Annotated in this window: 20 protein-coding genes and 1 pseudogene; 12 read left to right on the top strand and 9 right to left on the bottom strand. The window is 61.5% G+C overall.

Annotated features, from left to right (window positions below; translation table 11 throughout):
• Positions 1-43 precede the first annotated feature (43 nt).
• Positions 44-1,204, bottom strand: a complete 1,161-nt coding sequence (locus tag AB5I78_RS10210; protein WP_369302615.1) for a cysteine desulfurase family protein — start codon at positions 1,202-1,204, stop codon at positions 44-46.
• Between the two features lie 233 nt (positions 1,205-1,437).
• Positions 1,438-1,707 carry a hypothetical protein gene (locus AB5I78_RS10205; protein ID WP_145165928.1) on the bottom strand — a complete coding sequence of 90 codons (270 nt, stop codon included), beginning with the start codon at positions 1,705-1,707 and terminating at the stop codon, positions 1,438-1,440.
• A 400-nt stretch (positions 1,708-2,107) separates the two neighbouring features.
• Here AB5I78_RS10205 and msuE point away from each other — a divergent pair, with 400 nt between their 5' ends.
• The 4 genes and pseudogenes from msuE (at position 2,108) to AB5I78_RS10185 (ending at position 6,322) form a co-directional block, all read left to right on the top strand.
• Complete coding sequence (gene msuE, locus AB5I78_RS10200; protein WP_106580598.1) at positions 2,108-2,671, top strand: FMN reductase; 564 nt, start codon at positions 2,108-2,110, stop codon at positions 2,669-2,671.
• A gap of 9 nt (positions 2,672-2,680) precedes the next feature.
• A pseudogene (ssuD, locus tag AB5I78_RS10195) lies at positions 2,681-3,822 on the top strand (FMNH2-dependent alkanesulfonate monooxygenase).
• Positions 3,823-4,019: 197 nt separating this feature from the next.
• Positions 4,020-5,207, top strand: a complete 1,188-nt coding sequence (locus AB5I78_RS10190) for an acyl-CoA dehydrogenase family protein (protein ID WP_369302616.1) — start codon at positions 4,020-4,022, stop codon at positions 5,205-5,207.
• Between the two features lie 11 nt (positions 5,208-5,218).
• On the top strand, positions 5,219-6,322 hold the full coding sequence (locus tag AB5I78_RS10185) for a sigma-54-dependent Fis family transcriptional regulator (protein ID WP_159955198.1): 1,104 nt from the start codon (positions 5,219-5,221) through the stop codon (positions 6,320-6,322).
• On the opposite strand, the gene AB5I78_RS10180 is transcribed toward AB5I78_RS10185, so the two are convergent.
• Positions 6,311-6,676 carry an antibiotic biosynthesis monooxygenase gene (locus AB5I78_RS10180; RefSeq protein ID WP_145165932.1) on the bottom strand — a complete coding sequence of 122 codons (366 nt, stop codon included), beginning with the start codon at positions 6,674-6,676 and terminating at the stop codon, positions 6,311-6,313. The genes AB5I78_RS10185 and AB5I78_RS10180 overlap by 12 nt on opposite strands.
• Before the next feature lie 99 nt (positions 6,677-6,775).
• Between AB5I78_RS10180 and soxR the strand changes: the two genes are divergently transcribed.
• From soxR to AB5I78_RS10160, 4 genes are all read left to right on the top strand, one after another.
• Positions 6,776-7,225 (top strand): redox-sensitive transcriptional activator SoxR, encoded by a 450-nt coding sequence (gene soxR / locus AB5I78_RS10175; protein WP_369302617.1) that lies wholly within the window; start codon positions 6,776-6,778, stop codon positions 7,223-7,225.
• 230 nt (positions 7,226-7,455) lie between these two features.
• Positions 7,456-8,331, top strand: a complete 876-nt coding sequence (locus AB5I78_RS10170) for an alpha/beta fold hydrolase (protein WP_369302618.1) — start codon at positions 7,456-7,458, stop codon at positions 8,329-8,331.
• Positions 8,332-8,426: 95 nt separating this feature from the next.
• Positions 8,427-9,737, top strand: a complete 1,311-nt coding sequence (locus AB5I78_RS10165; protein ID WP_242193574.1) for a dicarboxylate/amino acid:cation symporter — start codon at positions 8,427-8,429, stop codon at positions 9,735-9,737.
• A 78-nt stretch (positions 9,738-9,815) separates the two neighbouring features.
• On the top strand, positions 9,816-10,730 hold the full coding sequence (locus AB5I78_RS10160) for a LysR substrate-binding domain-containing protein (protein WP_218570672.1): 915 nt from the start codon (positions 9,816-9,818) through the stop codon (positions 10,728-10,730).
• On the opposite strand, the gene AB5I78_RS10155 is transcribed toward AB5I78_RS10160, so the two are convergent.
• From AB5I78_RS10155 to leuC, 6 genes are all read right to left on the bottom strand, one after another.
• Complete coding sequence (locus AB5I78_RS10155) at positions 10,711-11,943, bottom strand: MFS transporter (RefSeq protein WP_369302619.1); 1,233 nt, start codon at positions 11,941-11,943, stop codon at positions 10,711-10,713. The two genes, AB5I78_RS10160 and AB5I78_RS10155, sit on opposite strands and share 20 nt — an antisense overlap.
• Entirely contained in the window at positions 11,940-12,665 is a 726-nt protein-coding gene (locus tag AB5I78_RS10150) for a 2OG-Fe dioxygenase family protein (RefSeq protein ID WP_369302620.1), read from the bottom strand. Before AB5I78_RS10150 ends, AB5I78_RS10155 begins: the two co-directional genes overlap by 4 nt.
• A 4-nt stretch (positions 12,666-12,669) precedes the next feature.
• On the bottom strand, positions 12,670-14,037 hold the full coding sequence (locus AB5I78_RS10145) for an acetyl-CoA carboxylase biotin carboxylase subunit family protein (RefSeq protein WP_369302621.1): 1,368 nt from the start codon (positions 14,035-14,037) through the stop codon (positions 12,670-12,672).
• Positions 14,003-15,214 carry a KamA family radical SAM protein gene (locus tag AB5I78_RS10140; RefSeq protein ID WP_370004447.1) on the bottom strand — a complete coding sequence of 404 codons (1,212 nt, stop codon included), beginning with the start codon at positions 15,212-15,214 and terminating at the stop codon, positions 14,003-14,005. The genes AB5I78_RS10145 and AB5I78_RS10140 overlap by 35 nt, the downstream gene beginning before the upstream one ends.
• A 431-nt stretch (positions 15,215-15,645) precedes the next feature.
• Complete coding sequence (gene leuD, locus AB5I78_RS10135; RefSeq protein WP_369302623.1) at positions 15,646-16,260, bottom strand: 3-isopropylmalate dehydratase small subunit; 615 nt, start codon at positions 16,258-16,260, stop codon at positions 15,646-15,648.
• Entirely contained in the window at positions 16,257-17,675 is a 1,419-nt protein-coding gene (gene leuC / locus AB5I78_RS10130) for a 3-isopropylmalate dehydratase large subunit (protein ID WP_369302624.1), read from the bottom strand. Before leuC ends, leuD begins: the two co-directional genes overlap by 4 nt.
• 291 nt (positions 17,676-17,966) lie before the next feature.
• On the opposite strand from leuC, the gene AB5I78_RS10125 reads away from it, so the two are divergent.
• Genes AB5I78_RS10125 through AB5I78_RS10110 form a run of 4 tightly spaced genes read left to right on the top strand, consistent with a single transcriptional unit; the run spans position 17,967 to position 20,588 of the window.
• Positions 17,967-19,166 carry a PepSY-associated TM helix domain-containing protein gene (locus AB5I78_RS10125; RefSeq protein ID WP_369302625.1) on the top strand — a complete coding sequence of 400 codons (1,200 nt, stop codon included), beginning with the start codon at positions 17,967-17,969 and terminating at the stop codon, positions 19,164-19,166.
• Entirely contained in the window at positions 19,166-19,705 is a 540-nt protein-coding gene (locus AB5I78_RS10120; RefSeq protein WP_369302626.1) for a thiamine pyrophosphate-binding protein, read from the top strand. Before AB5I78_RS10125 ends, AB5I78_RS10120 begins: the two co-directional genes overlap by 1 nt.
• Positions 19,702-20,031, top strand: a complete 330-nt coding sequence (locus tag AB5I78_RS10115; protein WP_262206512.1) for a hypothetical protein — start codon at positions 19,702-19,704, stop codon at positions 20,029-20,031. Before AB5I78_RS10120 ends, AB5I78_RS10115 begins: the two co-directional genes overlap by 4 nt.
• Positions 20,028-20,588 (top strand): DUF6162 family protein, encoded by a 561-nt coding sequence (locus AB5I78_RS10110; protein WP_369302627.1) that lies wholly within the window; start codon positions 20,028-20,030, stop codon positions 20,586-20,588. The genes AB5I78_RS10115 and AB5I78_RS10110 overlap by 4 nt, the downstream gene beginning before the upstream one ends.
• Positions 20,589-20,604: the final 16 nt, after the last annotated feature.

Here is a 20,604-nt window from a genome sequence, read left to right as displayed (position 1 = left end):
TCCTGCTAACCACTAATAATTGTTATGTGTTGCGAATGAAAAATCAGACCGCCCAGAACGCCGGGGCACTGCCGAGTGCGGCTTTGATCAACTGCACGGCCTGATCGATGTCCTGTTCGGTGGTAAACCGGCCCAGGCTCAGGCGAATGGTACGACCAGCGCTGCGCGCGTCATGGCCCAGGGCCAGAAGCACGTGGGACGGCGCGTTGCTCGCGGAATTACACGCCGAGGTCGCCGAGAACGCCATGCCGGCACTGAGTGCGGCGGAATTGAACTCACCTTCACTGAACGTCAGGCTGAGCGTATGGGGAATGCGCTGTGTGGCGCTGCCGTTGAGGCGCACGCCCGCCACTGTTTCCAACTGGTCGAGCAGACGCTGACGCAAGGCGACGATGCTGGCCTTTTCCTCAGCAAAGGACTGCGCCGCCAAGGCAAACGCGGTGCCCATGCCCGCAATCTGATGTGTCGCCAGGGTGCCGGAGCGCAGGCCGCCTTCGTGACCACCGCCGTGAATCTGCGCCAACACCTTTTGCTGCGCTCGCGGGCCCACATACAACGCGCCGATGCCCTTGGGGCCGTACAGCTTGTGCGCAGAAAACGACATCAAATCCACCGGCCATTCAGCCAGGTCGATCGCGACTTTGCCGGCACCTTGCGCGGCATCCACATGCAACAGCGCGCCGTGCTCACGCACCCGTGCGCCGATGGCAGGGATGTCGTTCAAGGTGCCCAATTCGTTATTGACCAGCATCAGCGACACCAGAAAGGTGTCGTCACGTAACGCTTCACTCACCGCGGTGGCGCTGATCAGCCCGTCGGCGTCCGGCACCAGATAAGTGACGGCCACCCCGGCTTCCTGCAGCTGCCGCGCGGTGTCCAGCGTGGCCTTGTGTTCGATCTGGCTGGTAATGATGTGCCCGCCCGCGACGCCGCGCGCCTGGGACACGCCTTTGATCGCGAGGTTGTTGGATTCAGTCGCACCGGAGGTCCAGACGATCTGCTCAGGGCTGGCACCGACCAGCTCGGCGACCTGGCGCCGCGCCTGTTCAACCGTTTGCCGGGCCGCCTGGCCGTACGCATGGGAACTGGACGCAGGGTTACCGAAATTGGCATTGAAGCCCAGACACTCGACCATCACCTGGATGACCCGCTCATCCACCGGCGTGGTGGCGGCGTAGTCGAAATACAACGGACGTTTATTCATGACGTTTAAGACTCGCAGAGCGTATTCCCGAGAGCAACGTCTCAGGGGCATCAACCGGAACAGAGGTCGTCAGGTTTAACCGATCGAATGCCATTAAAGAAGAACAACTTTATGCAAATGTGCGTAGGAACGCTCCTGAAATTCAGCTTAACAGGCTGAAGTAGCCCAATGGCAAACAAAAAGCCCGAGGTTCCTTAGGGGAATCCTCGGGCTTTTTGCTGCTGAGCGCCGGCTCAACTGGGACGACCATGCAGCACCACGCTGCGTTCGGCGTTCATTTCGCCTTGGTGATCAAAGCCGAACGGCTTCTGTGGCTGGGCGGTCAGTGCGGCGCGCTGCTGTTGGTATTCATCAAACGACAAGCCGCGACGGCTCAGCGCTTCCAGGGCCAATTGCTTGGTTTCTTCAGCCGTGTAAGGGCGTGATTCAGGTGATGGATGAGTCGCACAGCCAGCAAGGACGGCGCTGACAACGAGTAAGGAAACAGCCAGAAAATGGTTCATGGTGGAGGCCCTGCGAAGGAGGTTTCGAGTCAATGAACACAGGCTACTCCCGCCCCTGCACGGTGAAAAATCACCCGCCGTGATAGTCGCTATCAACCGTTCAGACACCTGCGATAGCCAGCCATGCATATTCATTTAAGATCTATAAATATGGAAATACGTTCATTTACGGAATAAACCTAACCCTCTATAAATAGCCCCATATCGAATCAACACTGTTCGCCACGCAACTGTTGCACCAGCAACAGCTATTCAACAAAACACCAGTCAGCCAACAGCTTCACTGTTCAGCAGTGAGCCTGAAGCCCACGCCAATCAAGGCTTCCAGCCGTTGGTACAGCTCTTGCTCAACACGTTCCACTGCACCCGCTATGTACCCCTGTTGATAAAGGAACTGTTCATGACCCGTCCCCTGAATGTCGTTGCCCTCTCCGGCGGAACCTGGCGCCCCTCGCGCACCCTGGTGCTGACCCAGGCCGTGTTGGCCGAGCTGGCGACGTTGCTGCCGATCCAGACCACGCTGATCGAACTGGGCGACATTGCCCGGCCATTGGGCGGTGCTCTGTCGCGTGACGAACTGCCGGCCGAGGTTGAATCGCAACTGTTGGCCATCGAACAGGCCGACCTGCTGATCGTCGCCGCGCCGGTGTACCGCGGCTCCTACCCCGGCCTGCTCAAGCACTTGTTCGATCTGGTCGGCCTCAATTCACTGATCAACACGCCGGTATTGCTCGCTGCCACCGGCGGCAGCGAACGTCACGCGCTGGTGCTCGATCATCAGTTGCGCCCGCTGTTCAGCTTCTTCCAGGCACTGACCTTGCCGATCGGTGTGTACGCCACCGAAGCCGACTTCACCGACTACCAAATAACCAGCGAGCCCTTGAAGGGCCGCATACGCCTTGCCGCAGAACGCGCAGCACCTTTGTTTGCCGCGCACTCCCCCTCTCTGCTGAAAATCGCTTAAGGATTTGTCATGGATGTTTTCTGGTTTCTGCCGACGCATGGTGACGGTCACTACCTGGGCACCACCCAAGGTGCACGGCCGGTCACCCTCAATTATCTGAAACAAGTGGCGCAAGCGGCTGACAACCTGGGCTATTACGGCGTGCTGATTCCTACCGGCCGTTCGTGCGAAGACTCCTGGGTCATCGCCTCGGCGCTGGTGCCGTTGACCGAACGCCTGCGTTATCTGGTGGCGATTCGTCCGGGCATCATCTCGCCCACCGTCTCGGCGCGCATGGCCGCCACGCTGGATCGGCTGTCCAACGGCCGCTTGCTGATCAATGTGGTGACTGGCGGCGACCCCGACGAAAACCGCGGCGACGGCAGTTTCCTGGACCACAGCGAACGCTACGAAGTCTCCGACGAATTCCTGCAGATCTGGCGCCGTGTGCTGCAGGGCGAATCGGTGGATTTCGAAGGCAAACACCTGCGCGTACAGAACGCCAAGGCCCTTTACCCACCGGTGCAGAAGCCCTATCCGCCGCTGTACTTCGGCGGTTCTTCAGACGCCGCTCACGACCTCGCCGCCGAACAGGTGGACGTGTACCTGACCTGGGGCGAGCCGCCCGCCGCCGTCGCGGAAAAACTCGCGGATGTGCGTGAACGCGCCGCACGCCACGGCCGCACCGTGAAGTTCGGCATTCGCCTGCACGTGATCGTGCGCGAAACCGAAGAAGACGCCTGGAAAGCCGCCGACAAACTGATCGAGCACATCAGCGACGAAACCATCGCGGCCGCGCAAAAATCCTTCTCGCGCTTTGACTCCGAAGGGCAGCGCCGCATGGCCGCCTTGCACGATGGGCGCCGCGACAACCTGGAAATCGCCCCCAACCTGTGGGCCGGCGTCGGCCTGGTCCGAGGCGGTGCCGGTACGGCACTGGTCGGTAACCCGCAGCAAGTCGCCGAGCGCATCAAGGAATACGCCGACCTGGGCATCGAGAGCTTTATTTTCTCCGGCTACCCGCACCTGGAAGAGGCCTATCGTTTTGCTGAGCTGGTGTTCCCGCTGTTGCCGGAACCCTACGCCAGCCTCGCCGGCGCGGCATCACCAACCTTACCGGCCCGTTTGGCGAAATGATTGCCAATGATGTGCTGCCCAAAACAAAGGCCTGAGCACGCTGAAATCGGCCTGATAGGGCAACTGCTTTTCTGTGGGAGCCGGCTTGCCCGCGATACAGGCGACTCGGTGTTTCAGTGAACCCCGGTTGATGCCATCGCAGCGGTGCGACGACTCGACAAGCCAGCGCCCACACTTGAGCTGCATTGCCAGACCTACAGCGCACGGCTTCTGAGCCAATTGAGGAAACCCCGTGACAGCCAACCCCCACAGCGTCCTGCCATCGCCGCTGCAAACCGCCAAACTGCTGGCCGCCGAATTTGCCCTCACGGCCGTCGAGCGCGACGAGCGTGGCGGTACACCGAAAGCCGAACGTGACGCCCTGCGCCACAGCGGCCTGCTGGCCCTGAGCATACCCACGCAGTACGGCGGCCTCGGCGCGCGCTGGAGCGAAACCCTGGGCATCGTGCGCGAATTCGCCAAGGTCGACAGCTCCATCGCCCATGTCTTTGGCTTCCACCACTTGATGCTCGCCACCGTGCGCCTGTTTGCACGCCCGGACCAATGGCAACCCTGGTTCGAACAGACCGCGCGCAAGAACTGGTTCTGGGGCAATGCCCTCAACCCGCTGGACACCCGCACGGTGGTCAAGGATTTCGGCGGCTGGCGCGAATTCTCGGGCAAAAAAAGTTTCTGTTCCGGCGCCAGCGACTCGGAAATGCTCATCGCCTCGGCGGTGGATGAAAGTGCCGGCGGCAAGCTGTTGATCGCGGCCATCCCCAGCGGGCGCAGCGGCATCACCTTGCACAATGACTGGAACAACATCGGCCAGCGCCAGACCGACAGCGGCAGCGCCAGCTTTGAACGGGTGCGTGTCGAAGAATCGGAACTGCTGCTCGATCCAGGCCCACTGAGCACGCCCTTCGCCTGCCTGCGCCCGCTGATCGCGCAACTGACGTTCACGCACATGTTTCTCGGGATTGCCGAAGGCGCGTTTGAAGAAGCGCGCAATTACACCCTGACCGAAACCCGTTCGTGGCACAAATCCTCGGCCGACGACGTGCGCCAGGACCCTTACGTGCTGCACCACTACGGCGAGTTCTGGGTGGCGCTGGAAGGCGTGCGCCTGCTGGTCGAGCGCGCCACCGATCTGCTCGACCAGGCCTGGGCCAAAGGCGCCAAGCTCAGCGAGCACGAGCGCGGCCAGCTGGCCATTGCGATTGCCACCGCCAAGGTTGCCGCCACCCGCCAGGGCCTGGAGCTGTGCAGCCGCCTGTTTGAAGTCACCGGCGCGCGCTCCACCCACGCCTCACTGCGCCTGGACCGCCACTGGCGCAACCTGCGCACACAAACCTTGCACGACCCGGTGGACTACAAACTTCACGAGCTGGGGGACTGGGCGTTGAACCAGTCCCTGCCGATTCCCACGTTCTATTCCTAAGAGAGGTGCCCATGCAGCTTTTAACCTTACCGCCCTCGCCCGCCCTTGCGACCTCGATCCGCGCCACGGCCCAGGTCTTCGAAGACCCCAAATCCCAGGCGCTGCTCGCCCACATCCAGCAAGTGGCACCCAGCGAAGCGAGCGTGCTGATCATCGGCGAGACCGGCACCGGTAAAGAGCTGGTGGCACGCCACATCCATAACCTGAGCGCGCGCCGCAACCGGCCGTTCGTGGCGGTCAACTGTGGCGCATTCTCCGAGTCGCTGGTGGAAGCCGAATTGTTCGGCCATGAAAAAGGCGCGTTTACCGGCGCCCTCAGCGCCAAGGCCGGCTGGTTCGAGGAGGCCGACGGCGGCACCTTGTTCCTCGATGAGATCGGCGACTTGCCGATGGCGATCCAGGTCAAGTTGCTGCGCGTGTTGCAGGAGCGCGAAGTGGTGCGCCTGGGCTCACGCAAGAGCATTCCTATTGATGTGCGTGTACTGGCCGCCACCAACGTGCAACTGGAAAAGGCCATCAACGCCGGGCATTTCCGCGAAGACCTCTACTACCGCCTCGACGTGGTCAGCCTGGAACTCAGCCCATTGCGCGAGCGCCCCGGCGACATCCTGCCGCTGACCCGGCACTTCATCGAAGCCTACAGCCAGCGCCTGGGTTACGGCCCGATCACCATCAGCCGCGAGGCCGAGCACAAACTCAAAAGCTACAGCTGGCCGGGCAATATTCGCGAGCTGGAGAACGTGATTCACCACACCCTGCTGATCTGCCGCAACGGCGTGATCGAGCGCGATGATTTGCGCTTGTCGAACATGCGCATCGAGCGCCAGGACGACAGCCAGCACGGCACCGACAACAGCGCCGAAGCCCTGCTGGCGCGCGCGTTTCAAAAGCTCTTCGAGGAACAGGCCGGCGCCCTGCATGAGAAGGTCGAGGACGCGTTATTGCGCGCCGCCTACCGCTTCAGCCATTACAACCAGGTGCACACCGCCAACCTGCTGGGCCTGAGCCGCAACGTCACGCGCACACGCCTGATCAAGATCGGTGAGCTGGCGGTAAACAAGCGCAGGCCCGGTGAAAACGTGCAAGGCGAGCGCATGTTGCACCTATCCATTTAGGCGACAGTGCAACGCGTTGTCATGGCTGCGCTCAAAGCTGCGCAGTACCTGGAACGAGTCGAACGTCACCGCTGTGGCCTGGTGGGCGCGGATCAGCGTCCAGAAATCTTCCTCGCCATGCTCAAAGCATTTGAAGGCTGCCTCGCCCTCCTCGCGCGAGCGCCATTGCAGGTAGTTGAGCACCCGCCGGCCGTCGTCGCTGACCTGCACACTCGCATTGATAAAGCCGCCATGGCCCTGGGCCAGGCGCTCGCTTTGGGTGGACAAGGCCGCCACCAGCGCGCGTTGCTGCCGGGGCTCGATCTGAAATTCGATCAATTGAGTGAAGCTGCGATTCTTCTCTGATACCTGCATGAACACTCCCCTTTCGGTGTAGGCAAAATCTTGCGATTCGATGCCACGCAGGGTAAAACCTCTAGTTAAGTCAAGGTCAAGCATTGTTTCGGAGTTTTCATGCTCAACAAAGCACTCACCGTCGGCCAGTTGGCCGCCCGCAGTGGCGTGGCGGTCACGGCCCTGCATTTTTATGAGGCCAAGGGACTGATCAAGAGCCAGCGCAATGCCGGCAACCAACGGCGCTACCCACGGGATGTGCTGCGCCGGGTGGTGGTCATCAAGATCGCCCAACGCTTGGGCATTCCGCTGGCGACAATTGGCGAGGCGCTGCAAACCTTGCCGGATGGGCGCACGCCCACCACTGAAGACTGGGAACGCTTGTCGGCGCTGTGGCGAGAGGACCTGGACGCTCGCATCAACAAATTGTTGCTGCTGCGCGACAAGCTCAGCGGGTGTATCGGCTGTGGGTGTTTGTCGCTGGAGGCGTGCCCGCTGCGCAATCAGGATGACCAGCTCGGCGAGCGCGGGCCGGGCGCCCAGTTGCTGGAACCCACCACTGCACCCTGATCTGGGAATGCGATCAATGTGGGAGCTGGCTTGCCTGCGATGGCATCGCCGCGGTGTGACAGGCATACCGAGGTGTCTGCATCGCAGGCAAGCCAGCTCCCACAGGAGTCCTCAGTGTTTGAAAGGTTGAGGCTCCTACACACTTCATGAACAACCCCTCCACGCTTTCCCCCTTGCCCCGCACGCCGCGTGATTCCAGGATGCAGGCAATCATCACAAGGAGTCATTCCATGTTCGCCGGATTCCAAAAAGACCAATGCCACGTCAACGGCGTGGACATCAGCTACCGCAAAGGCGGTACAGGTCCCGGTCTGCTCCTGCTGCACGGGCACCCGCAAACTCACGTCATCTGGCACAAAGTTGCCGAGCAACTGGCCGAGCATTTCACCGTGGTGGCTGCCGACCTGCGCGGTTATGGCGACAGCAGCAAGCCGCCGGCCAATGACCAGCACACACACTACTCAAAACGCGAAATGGCCCGCGACGGCGTCGAACTGATGCAGGCGCTGGGCTTCGCGCAGTTCTCGGTACTCGCCCACGACCGAGGCGCCCGCGTCGCGCATCGCCTGGCACTCGACCATCCCGACGCCGTGCAGCGCATGGTGCTGCTGGATATCGCGCCGACGCTGGCCATGTATGCCCAGACCAACGAAGCGTTTGCCCGCGCCTACTGGCATTGGTTCTTCCTGATACGCCCGGCGCCGCTCCCGGAAACCTTCATCGAGTCCAACCCCGAGCTCTACCTGCGCAGCGTCATCGGCAGCCGCAGCGCGGGCCTCAAACCGTTTACCGAAGAAGCCCTCGCCGAATACCTGCGCTGCCTGCAACTGCCGGGCACTGCGCGCGGCATCTGCGAAGACTACCGTGCCGCCGCCGGTATAGACCTTGAACACGACCAGGCGGATATCGACGCCGGCCATCACCTGAACCTGCCCTTGCTGGTGATGTGGGGCGCCGAAGGCACCGTCGGCCGCTGTTTCGAGCCGCTCAAGGAGTGGCAGAAAGTCGCCACTGATGTGCGTGGCAAGGCCCTGCCGGCCGGCCATTACATTGCCGAAGAAGTGCCTGAACTGTTACTGGCCGAGGTCCTGACCTTCCTGCGCTGAACGCTGTAACACCGTGACCTGAAAGACCCGCCTCGCAGGCTGCTGATGGCCTGCGACGAGTTCTGCTTGCCCAAAAAACGATTGAGATAATAACAATGACAATCAAAAAACTGCTGGGAACCCTGTATGTGCAGGTGCTCATCGCTATTGCACTGGGTGTGTTGATCGGCCATCAATGGCCGCAAGTCGGCATCGACCTCAAGCCCTTGGGCGACGGGTTTATCAAGCTGATCAAGATGATCATCGGCCCGATCATCTTCTGCACGGTGGTCTCCGGCATCACCAGCATGCACGATGTGAAACAGGTCGGTCGGGTCGGCGGCAAGGCGCTGTTGTACTTTGAAATCGTCTCCAGCATTGCCCTGCTGATCGGCATTCTCTCTGCTCACCTGCTGCACCCCGGCGTGGGCTTCAACATCGATGTGAAGACCCTGGACGGTTCGGCCATCGCCGGTTTCGTCGGCCAGGCGCAGCACGGTGAAGGCGTCACCGGTTTTCTGCTGAACGTAATCCCGGGCACGTTTTTCGACGCTTTCGCCAAGGGCGAGATCCTGCCGGTACTGTTTATTTCCGTATTATTCGGCCTGGGCCTGGTGATGGTCGGCGAAAAGGCACGACCGCTGGTAGGTGTAATCAACCAGGCCAGCGAGGTGTTTTTCCGCATCGTCGGCATGATCAGCCGCGTCGCCCCGATCGGCGCCTTCGGCGCCATTGCCTTTACCATCGGCAAGTATGGCGTGGGCTCGCTGCTGCCGCTGCTGAAGCTGGTCGGCACCTTCTACCTCACCGCGTTCTTTTTTGTCGCAGTGGTGCTGGGCGGCATCGCGCGTTACGCAGGCTTCAGCATTTTCAAACTGATGGGCTATATCAAGTCGGAGCTGTTGATCGTACTCGGCACCAGCTCGTCGGAATCGGCGCTGCCGCAACTGATCCAGAAACTTGAAAGCCTGGGTGCCTCCAAAGGCGTGGTGGGCATCGTGGTGCCTACCGGCTACACCTTCAACCTCGACGGCACCAACATCTATATGACCCTGGCCGTGCTGTTCCTGGCCCAGGCGACCAATACACCCCTGCCGCTGGAACAACAACTGACCTTGCTGGCGGTGGCCATGCTCACCTCCAAGGGCGCCGGTGCCGTGGTTGGCGCCGGCTTCGTGGCATTGGCCGCCAGCCTGGCGGTGGTGCCGACGGTGCCGGTGGCGGCGATGGTGCTGATCCTGGGCGTTGACCGCTTCATGGCTGAATGCCGCTCGCTGACCAATATTATCGGCAACGCCGTCGCAGCCCTGGTGGTGGCAGCGTGGGAAGGTGAGTTGGATCGCGAAAAAATGGCGCCCATCGCCCTCAAGCGCGGCCGCCATGCGCGGGCGGCCCAGGCGGCACAGGCGAAGATCGCTGCCGAGTAAGCAATAACGCCTGGGCGTGCCGGAAGGCGCGCCGATCCGGTGCTATTCTGGCGGCTCATGCCGCCACGTCTGTTTCTGATGACCCATAAGAAAGATACCGTGCCCCTACCCGAAGACCTGCGGGTGTTCCTGACCGTGATCCGCAAGGCCGGCTTTGCCGCCGCCGCCGATGAACTGGGGCTGTCGCCCGCGTACGTCAGCAAGCGCATCCAGATCCTCGAAACCACCCTGGCCACGCGCCTGCTGCACCGTACCAGCCGCCGCATCGCCTTGACCGAAGACGGTGAACGGGTGCAGCGCTGGGCCGTGCGCATCCTCGAAGATTTCCAGCAACTGGCCGATGAGCTGTCTGACGCCCACGACAGCCCGCGTGGCCATCTGCACCTGTGCAGCAGCTTCGGCTTTGGTCGTAACCATGTGGCGCCGGCCCTGTCCTTGTTGGCCGAGCAATACCCGGACCTGGAAATCCGCCTGGACCTGTTTGACCGCGTGGTGGATATCGTCAGCGAGGGCTTTGACCTGGAAATTCGCGTAGGCGATGACATCCCCGGCCAGCATATCGGCCGACGTCTGGTGAGCAATCGCCGCGTGCTGTGCGCCGCGCCGTCCTACCTCAAGCGGCGCGGCACACCGCAGCAGTTGAGTGACCTGGAGCAGCACGACTGCCTGGTGCTCAAGGAGCGCGACAACGCCTTCGGCATCTGGAACCTGGAGCGCGATGGCGCCGCCGAAAGCGTGCGCGTACGCGGGCCGCTGTCCTCCAACAACGGCGAGATCGTGTTGCAATGGGCGCTGGATGGGCGCGGCGTATTGCTGCGCTCGATGTGGGATGTGAAGCCACTGCTGGAACAAGGCAAGCTGGTGCAGGTGCTGCACGACTGCACCCAGAGTGCCAACGTGTGGGCGGTGTACCCGACACGGTTGGCCTACTCCGGAAAATTAAGAGCCTGCGTGGAGTTTTTGCAGGAGCACTTCAAGGGCTTGTCGATCTGACGCTCCGGTGGGCGCTGTAACCCAGCCACACCGTCATGACCAGCAACGCGGTCAGCGGCAGGCCATGGAACAACACGATCACCTGGGCCGGCGTCCACGTCAGGTAGAACGGCCCCACCACCAGCATGCCCACCCCGAAGCCGGCCATCTGAATCAGCGTCAACAGGCTGAACAGCGGCAAGCGCAGGCTATCCGGTTCGCTTTGCGCGCGTGAGACCAACGCGACCTCGGACACACCATCGCCCAGCCCGGCCCACACCACCAACAGCAGCGCCAGCCACAGCTCGGTTTGCTGGAAGGTCAGGATAAAGCCACTGGACATCAGCGCCACGCCCAGCATGAACAGGCGCTCCATGGCCTGAGTGCCACGGCCCTTCAATAGCGCACTGGCAACGCGCGCACCGACAAACTTGCCGCACGCCCACACCGCCAGCAGATAACCCATGACGGTCTTGGCCGTGTCCGGCGAAATGTACTGCGACAACACCGGCCAGCCGACGTTATGCGCAGCGCTGCCGAGGGTGTCGAGCATGCTGATCAGCAACATCGCCGCCAGCACGGGCGCGCCGCGCAGGCCTTGGGTCAGCTCGCGCCATTCAGCCGCGAGCCCGCGGTGCACGGCAACGGCGACCGAGAACAACGCGCGCAACGGCAGGATCAGGCAGGCCGCCAAAACGTAGGTGCCAATGTTGACGGCAAACACCGCCTCGAAGCCTCCCGTGGCAATCAACAACCCGGAGAGCAGGCTGCCGAACACCGCGCCGGTAGCCGCCGCCGACGTGATCCACGCATTGGTGCTCACCCGCTGCTCAAGCGCGACCCAGGTGGGCAGCTGGCTGTTCAGGCCAATGGCAAACAGCGAGTTGCACAAGCCAATGCCAAACGCGATAAAGGGCAGCACGTGGAGCTGATACGCCGGTATCAGCACCAGCAGCGGCAACAGCAGCAATGCCCTGGCCAGGTCCAGCCCGGCCAGTGTGCTGCGTCCGGGAAAACGCCGAAAAAACGGAATGCCGAACAGGCTGGCGACTATCCCGCCGGTGACGCGGCACGCCAGAAACACACTGACAAACACTACGCTCTGGCTGAGCCAGTAAACGTAAGTGGACAGCGCCACCAGGTTGAGGAACGCGCCAAAATCCGACACGCCGCGGGCAAAGATGATCAAGCGGGCATTGCGGGTCGACAGGGTCAGCTGCGGATCATGGCTCATGCAGGTTGCGCCTCTTGGTCGGTCGGCACGCCGCGCAGGCTCACCAGCAGCACGTCGCGCCAGGCCGGCGCCGCATCGGCATGGGGCCGCACATCACCGGCGCGATGGTAGAGCCCACGGTCGTTGATCACGATGGTTTCCAGAAACGCCTCCATCGCCAGGTTGAGCACCCGGCTTTGCTCGGCCGGCGAGGTAAATACCTCCGAAACCACCGGCACCGTGTTGCTCTGCCCAATGAAGTGCATGAACACCCAGTCCAGGCCATCCTGGTGAATCCCCGAGGTCGTCGGACTGCTCGATTGCCCATCCGCGCGAACGCGGAACTGGTGAATATCGATCGTATACGCCTGCTCGCCCAAGTGCGGGGCAATCACTGCAAGGTCGGTGGCCAACAGCTTCTGCATCAGCGGGTGCTCGATAAAACCGTCCTCGCAATAGCTCAAATGGTTCACGCCCTGCCGATAATTGACGGCGTAGGTGACCGGCGACGTAAACGCGGTGTTGCGGTCGAGCTGCAACTGCCGCGAAGGCAATAAACGATAGCGCAGGATGCGGCGCTCGCGGTGGGTGTATGCCTTGAATGCCTCGTCCCGCACCAGGTTGGCCCAGTAGGCACGAAAGCTCTGCTCCTGCCCGGGCTCAACGCCGATCAACGCGCCATAGTCGCGGCGATGGCAGTAGTGATGGTCGCGCAAATGCGCAGAGATCTGTGGGATGTCCATAGCGCTAAACCTTATCCTCGATGATCACGTGCAGGTTGTGCCTGATCGCGTCATGCACGGCGTGAGCGTCGGCGGCACCGTCGACCTTGGCCCAGCACTTGAGCAAATAGTGCTCCTCGATATCGGCGTCGAGGCAGTGGCCGGCGTCCAGTTGCGCGTACTCCAGCACCGCGGCGTGATGATCGAGAAACTGCACGCCCTCGATCCCCTTGAAGCGGCCACTGTGCTCCGGGTAAATCGCCAGCATCGCGTAGTGCTGGTTGCCGTTGGCGACTTTGTGCGCGCCAGCCTCCAGTTGCGCGTTAACGTCCGGCTCGCCCAGCAGCAGCGACAGATACAGTTGGTACGGATTGATCGCGGCCAGGTCTCGGAACGCCGCGTTGACATACAGCCCGCCCACGCGCGGGTTGATCTCAATGACCACGGGGCCTTGATCGGTCATGCGAAATTCAAAATGCACCACCGCGTTGGTCAGCCCGACCGCGCGCAGGCATGCCATGGCGTACGTGCGGATCTGCTCGCACTGCTCGGCCGTGAAAGAGGTCGGCGGAGAAATCAGCAGGTTCTCCAACACGGTGCCGCTGCGCTCGGTCAGCATGAGTTTCTCGTTGATCAGCAGCGCATGGATGCGCTCGCCGACAACCACGCACTCCACGCTGCCTTCAATGCCTGGGATGTAGCCTTCGAGCAGGATGCTACGCCCCGGAATGTACTCGCGTGCCTGCCCGTCGACTGCCGGCAAACGGTGCGCGCAACCGTAGAAATCCGCGTAAGCCGCCGCGCCGTGGCCGCTCACGAACTGCGCGTAATGGCTGCGCAACTGGGCCCAGTTGGAGCACTTCCTGACAAAGGCCGACGCACCGCCAAAAGGCGGTTTGGCAATGAGCGGATAGCCCACCCGCTCGGCGCCGGCTTGAAGCGCCTGCTCGTTATTGCACAGTGCATACGGCACCGAGCGCAGCCCGTGTTTTTGCAACACGCTGCGCATCAGGTACTTGTTATTGCACGCGGCAATCGCCTCGGCACAGCTGTGCACCAGCCCCAGGCGCTTGCAGGTGTTTGCAACGATGCAACCCACTTCGCCCAATGCAGACGGGTGCCCGGCCTGGCAGAAAATCGCGCGAATCTGGTAACGCCCGTCCAGACGGCCCACCAGGTCCAGAATCGACTGTTCGCTTAATGCGTCGAGCAGGAACACTTCATCACTGTCGTCGCGCAGCCGCTGCAGGTGATGACGCCCCGCAACCCCGGCGGTTAAGCAGGCCAGGCCTCGTGCGCGGGCGACCGCAAAGTGCGGCTCGCGGTAGTTGTAACGCACCGTGGCACTGTCATCGACATCAATAAAAAGAACCGCCTCTTGCTTCATGACCATCGTTGCCTCTTCCGTGAGTTGATTCAGGCATCCTGCCAACTGCACCAGTGCCCTTCCCAATTACGGAAACGATAATGGCGCTGCCCGTCGTGCACTTCAAAATGTGGCAAGTCTTCAGGCTTTTCAAAGTCCAGCAACGGCACCGTAAACTTGCCTTGTGCGTGCGGCAGTACATATTCGGGCAGGGCAATGTTCGACACGCGCCGTTTGAGACGATCCATAATAGCGATCGCCTGGCTGATCGAGGCTTTATATTCGGACGCCCCGGCGAAAACGGCATGAAGTGATACAAGTAATACGGTTTTACGCCCAGACGATAAAGATCAATAAAGAGTTTATGCAAGGTGGCTTCATCATCATTGACGCCGCGCAACAATGGCATGTTGGAGAACACTATCGGCACGGCACTCTGAATACGTTTAACCGCCGCCGCAAAATCAGCCGTCAGTTCAAGCGGGTGACAAACGTGCACCCCAAATGCATTGACGTTGTACTTCTTGAGCATGGCCACCAATTCATCGGTTACCCGGAACGGGTTGAAACTCAACGCCCGTGAATGGATTCGAATCAGCAGGTCGTCGCGGATCGAACGCAACGCCGCGAGGTTTTCTTCCAGCCTGCGGTCGGCCAGCATCAACGGGTCACCGCCGCTGAGGATCACCTCTTCAATGGCCGGGTTGCTGCGGATGTACGCCACCGAATCCTTGAATGAGTCGGTGCTGGCGTTGGGCTTGTCCGTGCCGACCTGCAAGGTGCGCAGTGCCTCAAAGCAGAACTGGCAATAGGCATTGCAGGTGTTGGTCATGCGCAGGATCACGCGATTGTCGTACTTGTGCTGGCAAATGGGCGTTTTCATCTCATGCCCGAGTTCCCAGTTCTCCGACGTTCCGTCGTAATCGCCCGCCACCTGCTCGCTCCAGTACGGCACTACCTGGCGCCACAGCGGATGGTCGGTTATCGGGCCGCTGGTGAGTGAGCGCTTGATCAGGTCAATGTAATAAGGCGTGATCTGCATCTTGCGGTCTTGCAAGTTGTGCTCGATATGCGCCGTTATTTCCTCACTCCACCCCCCGCAGGCAATGCGCAAGGCCGGTTCATCGCGCAGGGCGTTCTTTTGCTGCCAGCGCCAATCTTGCCATTGCACCGAGCGATGGGTGGCCTGATCAAAAATCGACATGAGTATGTACTCTCTGTGTTTTAACTTATGTTAAGGGCAGATAAATGCCTGCCATTCCTGGACCGGAACAACATAAATATCTGCAACAAAGACAATCGTTTACAGGCGAGCGCGCGCAATCAGGTTATTAACGTGATCACCGACACCCAAGAGACATAACCACTCACTAACTCAACGGTCATAGTATTAAGTTCCCTTTCTTATAATGTGCTGACTTTCCAAGCCAGCCCCCACTTAAGCCGATGGTCTGCGGGGTGTCAACCCAATACCCTTGTGGGTTTTCCGGGATTATTCTTTCAACTGGCCACGCCCCCCGTAATAATGGGCGAAGCCGGCATTTAATGACTGTTATTTGAAAAGTAAATAGCACACAAAAACGCCCTCTTATTAAAGAGGGCGCTGTGTTGGCTACTTATATAACTACGTGTTTATCAACTGAGCCAAGGGTTGGCAGCCAAATGCTCGCGTTCAAATGCTTTGATGTGTTCACTGCGTTGCAACGTGCTGCCAATGGCATCCAGGCCCAGCAGCAGTGCGGTCTTGCGCAAGGTGTCGATCTGGAACGCAATGACCTGGCCATCCGCCAGACGAATCTGCTGAGCCTCCAGGTCGACACTGATCTGCGCCTGGTCTGCCTGGCTGACAGCCTGTGCGAGTGTGTGCAGCAGCGCTTCGTCCAGGGTGATCAGCAACACCCCGTTGCGCTGGCAGTTGTCATAAAAGATCCCGGCAAAACTGCTGCCGATCAGCGCGCGAATGCCCATTTGTTTCAAGCCCCACACCGCGTGCTCGCGGCTGGACCCGCAGCCGAAGTTGGGCCCGACGACCATGAAGCATGCGCCCTGCCAGCCCGGCTGGTTCAACACGAACGCGGGGTTGGGCTCGCCGGACGCCAAAAAGCGCAGATCGAAGAACAGCCCCCGGTCCAGGCCGCTGCGGTCGATGCCCTTGAGAAACTGCTTGGGCATGATCACGTCGGTGTCGATATTGGCCGCCAGCATCGGCGCGGCCTTGCCGGTGACCACAGTAAAAGGTTGCAGGCTCATGCACGGTCTCCAAAGTGGCGAATATCAGTGAGGCGGCCGGTGATCGCGGCAGCGGCGACCATTGCCGGGCTCATCAGGTGCGTGCGCGCGCCGGCGCCCTGGCGGCCTTCAAAGTTGCGGTTGGTGCTGGAGGCACAGCGGTCGCCGGGGGCCAGCACATCGTCGTTCATCGCCAGGCACATCGAGCAGCCGGACTGGCGCCATTCGAAGCCGGCGTCGATAAAGATCGCCGCCAACCCTTCGGCCTCGGCCTGGTCGCGCACCTCGGTGGAGCCGGGCACGATCATCGCCCGTACGTGCTCTGCCACGTGTTTGCCGCGCACCACGCTGGCGGCGTCGCGCAGGTCTTCGATGCGGGCATTGGTGCAGGAGCCGATAAACGCATGGCTGATGACGATGTCGCTCAGCGGCATGCCGGCTTCCAGGCCCATGTAGTTGAGGGCACGGCGCATGTCCTGGCGCAGGATCAGGTCGCTGACGTCCTGCGGGTCGGGCACGCGGGCGCCAATCGGCGCAGCCTGGTCGGGGCTGGTGCCCCAGGTGACCATGGGTTCCAGGGTGTGGGCATCCAGGTGCACTTCCTGGTCGAACACGGCGTCGGCGTCCGAATGCAGTTGGCGCCAGCCCACCAGTGCCTGCTCCCATAACTCGCCCTTGGGCGCACGGGGCTTGCCCTTGAGGTAGCTGAAGACTTTTTCGTCCGGCGCCATGAAGGCGCCGCGCGCACCGGCTTCGACCGCCATGTTGCAGATGGTCATGCGTGCCTCGACGCTCAACGCGTCGATGGTGGAACCGCGAAATTCGATAGCGTAGCCGGTGGCACCGGATGCGCCGATCTTGCCGATCAAGGCCATGATGACGTCCTTGGACGTGAGGCCTGACGCCAGGTCGCCTTCAACCGTCACGCACATGCTTTTCAGGCGTTTGTAGACCAGCGTCTGCGAGGCCAGCAGGTGCTCGATTTCCGAAGTGCCGATGCCAAACCCGAACGCGCCGAGCGCACCGTAGGTGGTGGTGTGGCTGTCGCCGGCGGCGATCACCATGCCCGGCAGGATAAAGCCCTGCTCCGGGGCAATCACGTGTTCGATGCCTTGGCGTTTGTCGAGGATATCCAGCAGCTCGATGCCGAAATCGCGGCAGTTTTCGGCCAGGTACGAAACTTGCCGCGCCCCGCCGGCGTCGGGCATCGCCGCGATGCGCTTGGGCGTGGTGGGGTTTACATGGTCGACCACCGCCAGCGCCGTGCCGGGGCGCCACACCTCACGCCCGGCATCGCGCAGGCCGCTGAAGGCCTGGGGGCTGGTGTATTCGTTGATCACCTGGCGGTCTATGTAAAGCAGGACATGGCCCTGGTCATCCAGGGGGCACACCGTGTGGGAATCGATGTGTTTGTCGTAGAGGGTTCTGGCAGTCATTTTTCTCAGGGCTCACGTTTCTGGAGGCGGGCTCAACGGTATAAATCCATCCTACGCAGCCCTTGGGCCCTATCAATGGCGACCGGGTGATGGCTTGGAACATGTTTCGTGTTCGATGAAGGCCCTGTCAGCGCTTTGAATGGAAACCTGAAACATTTTCTTTCATATCCGGGTTAGGGATTTCCAGACCTCATCCGTCTTAACTTAGATACAGCCCGTCGCGTCAGCAAAAGCTACGACCGGCCTTTTCCGGGCCTCCTTCGCCCCTCTCCGATCAAGACCCGCATTCACATGTCGAAGAAGTCACGCTCAAAACTCTGGTTTCTCGTACACAGCTGGCTGGCATTGCCCATCTGGTTTTTTGTACTGATCGTCTGCGTCACCGGCACCCTGGCGGTGGTCAGCCAGGAAATCGTCTGGCTGGCCAACCCGGATATCCGCGCGAGCAAGCCGTCGGATGATGCCCAAATGCTGAGCTTTGACCAGGTGATTGCCGCCATCAAGCGCGAAGAACCCCAGGTGATCGTGCAATCGATCATCCGTCCGGACGAAACGCACTTTGCGCTGAGTGTCGACCTCAGCTACCCGGACGGGCGTTCCGTGGAGGTCTACGTCAACCCGTACACCGGGGCGATCCAAGGCATCAGCCCGTCGTTCGATTTCAAGCAATTTACCCGCGCTCTGCATGGCTGGTGGCTGGTGCCGTTCACCAACGGCTTCAGCTGGGGCTGGTACCTGGTTTCGGCGCTCGGCCTGCCGTTGCTGGCGTCGCTGGTAACCGGGCTGGTCGTCTACAAACGCTTCTGGAAAGGGTTTCTGCGCCCAACCCTGCGCATCCGCCACGGCGCGCGAATCTTCTGGGGCGACTTCCATCGCCTCAGCGGTATCTGGTCGATCTGGTTTATCGCGGTGATTTCCATCACCGGCACCTGGTTCTTGATCCAGGCGATTTTGGGCGACAACCAGATTTCCATCTCCAGCGAACCGATCGTCCCAGTGATTGCCCGCGAGAAAGTGCCGATGTCTGCGCCCGGCGTGCCGGCACCGATGATCGCGCTGGACGAAGCCATCGAAATCGCCACCCAGCGCATTCCCGGGCTGGACGCCACATTCGTGTTCCTGCCGCTCAACGCCTACAGCCACCTGCAAATCGGCGGGCGCGGCTGGTACCCGTTGATGTTCCAGACCGCTCAACTCAACCCCTACAGCGGTGAAATCGCGGTGTCGCACCTGCTCTCCGATCGCTCGACGCTGGAGTTCGTCACCGAATCCATGCGCCCGCTGCACACCGGCGACTTTGGCGGGCTGTGGATCAAGCTGATCTGGGCGTTTTTCGGCCTGGTGCTGAGCATGATGGTGTTGAGCGGCCTGCTGATCTGGACCAAACGCACCGCGCTGGCGACCCTCAATGCCCTCAAGCGCGAAGCCAAGACCCAACGTGCGCCTGCTGCCGCTCCAGCCCGGCAGGCTGAAACCTCGGAGGCCAAATAATGAGCAAGGTCAGTGCTGCAACACCGCCTTCGCCGCTGCGCGCCTTTTGGCTGAAATGGCGGTTCCATATCAACATCCTGCTGTTGCTGGTGCCGCTGGGGTTCATGCCCAAGTACTTTGCCGATGCCGCGTTGTTTCGCGGCGACACCGGCATTGGTGAGCGAGTGGTCGGTGACGTGCAGGTCGGGCCTTGGAGCCTGAAACTCGCCGAATTCCGCAATGAAGGCCCGCGCCCGGACCCGGCCGGCCCGATGAAATTTTTCAATGCCGCCCTGTGCGACACCTGCGCCGAGCAGGTCAAGGCCACTTACCTGCGTATCGGCAAGCCCCGCAGCCTGCGCGCCGCCGGAGTGATCTTCTTCGGCACGCCGTACCGCATGGGCGCCGCCCTGCCGGTGCCGGAACGCACGCTGGCCGACGCCGAACTGTGGATCACCATGGAAGGCTGGGACGGCACGATGCACCAGGGTTCCATCCCGCTGAGCCAGGCCTCGCCTGCCACTATTGCCTGGCTGAACAAGCAAGGAGTCAAACCATGACGTTGATGCGCCTGACCCGCGCCGGTGCAGCGCTGTTGCTGTGCGCCGGCTTCAGTACCACCGCCTTCGCCCACAACCCGATGTGCGAATGCAAGGAAATCCCCGGCGAGCAGATCCAGTGCACCGGCGGTTTCTCCGACGGCAGCGGCGCCCCGGGCGTGACCCTGGACGTGATCGGCTACGACGAAACCATCCTGCTGCCCGGCAAGCTCGGCCAGGACTCGACCCTGACTTTCAAGAAGCCCGCCGCCGAGTTTTATGTGCTGTTTGACGCAGGCCCCGGTCACGTGGTGGAAATCGACCAAGCGGATATCCAACCTCAATGAGCACCACACAGGTTGTACGCCCCGCCGGTGCCGGCCACGAAACCCTCTACGTGCTATTGCTGTGCCTGATCATCCTGGCGGTGGCAGCCTCGGTGGTCGCCCTGCACGGTGAAACCCAGGAAGTTGCAGCGCTGCCCAGCCACCAGCTGGATGCACGCCGCGACCTCAGCGCCTCCGAGCAAGGCATCTACGCCGACCTGCGGGTGACCCTGGACGAAATCCAGTTGCTGCAACAGGAGCAAGGCGCCCTGCCGACGCCTGAACAATTGGCCGAAGAAGGGTTTGCGCCGTTTGCCCAGGACGCCAGTTCGGTCAGCCGTGGCGACCATCGCTGGCAATTGCTGGAGCCCTCGGCCTACTTGGGCGTGAGCCAGACGCCCAGCACCAGCGGCTCGCTGCTGATGCGCGTGCACGGCGCCGAGCCGGATATCTGGCTCAACCGCAAGGCCAACCTCGCCGCCCCTTCCGACCTCTCTGACCAGGCGCTGATCGCGGCCGGCTGGCAGCAGGTGGTCGCGCAATTCGATGCCGGCGTCACGCGCCAGCACCGTCACTGACCCGAGAAGACCGAGT

Source organism: Pseudomonas sp. N2-3-1-14 (assembly GCF_041228395.1).
In the GTDB taxonomy this organism is placed as follows: domain Bacteria; phylum Pseudomonadota; class Gammaproteobacteria; order Pseudomonadales; family Pseudomonadaceae; genus Aquipseudomonas.
This window is presented reverse-complemented; position numbering and strand designations above follow the sequence as displayed.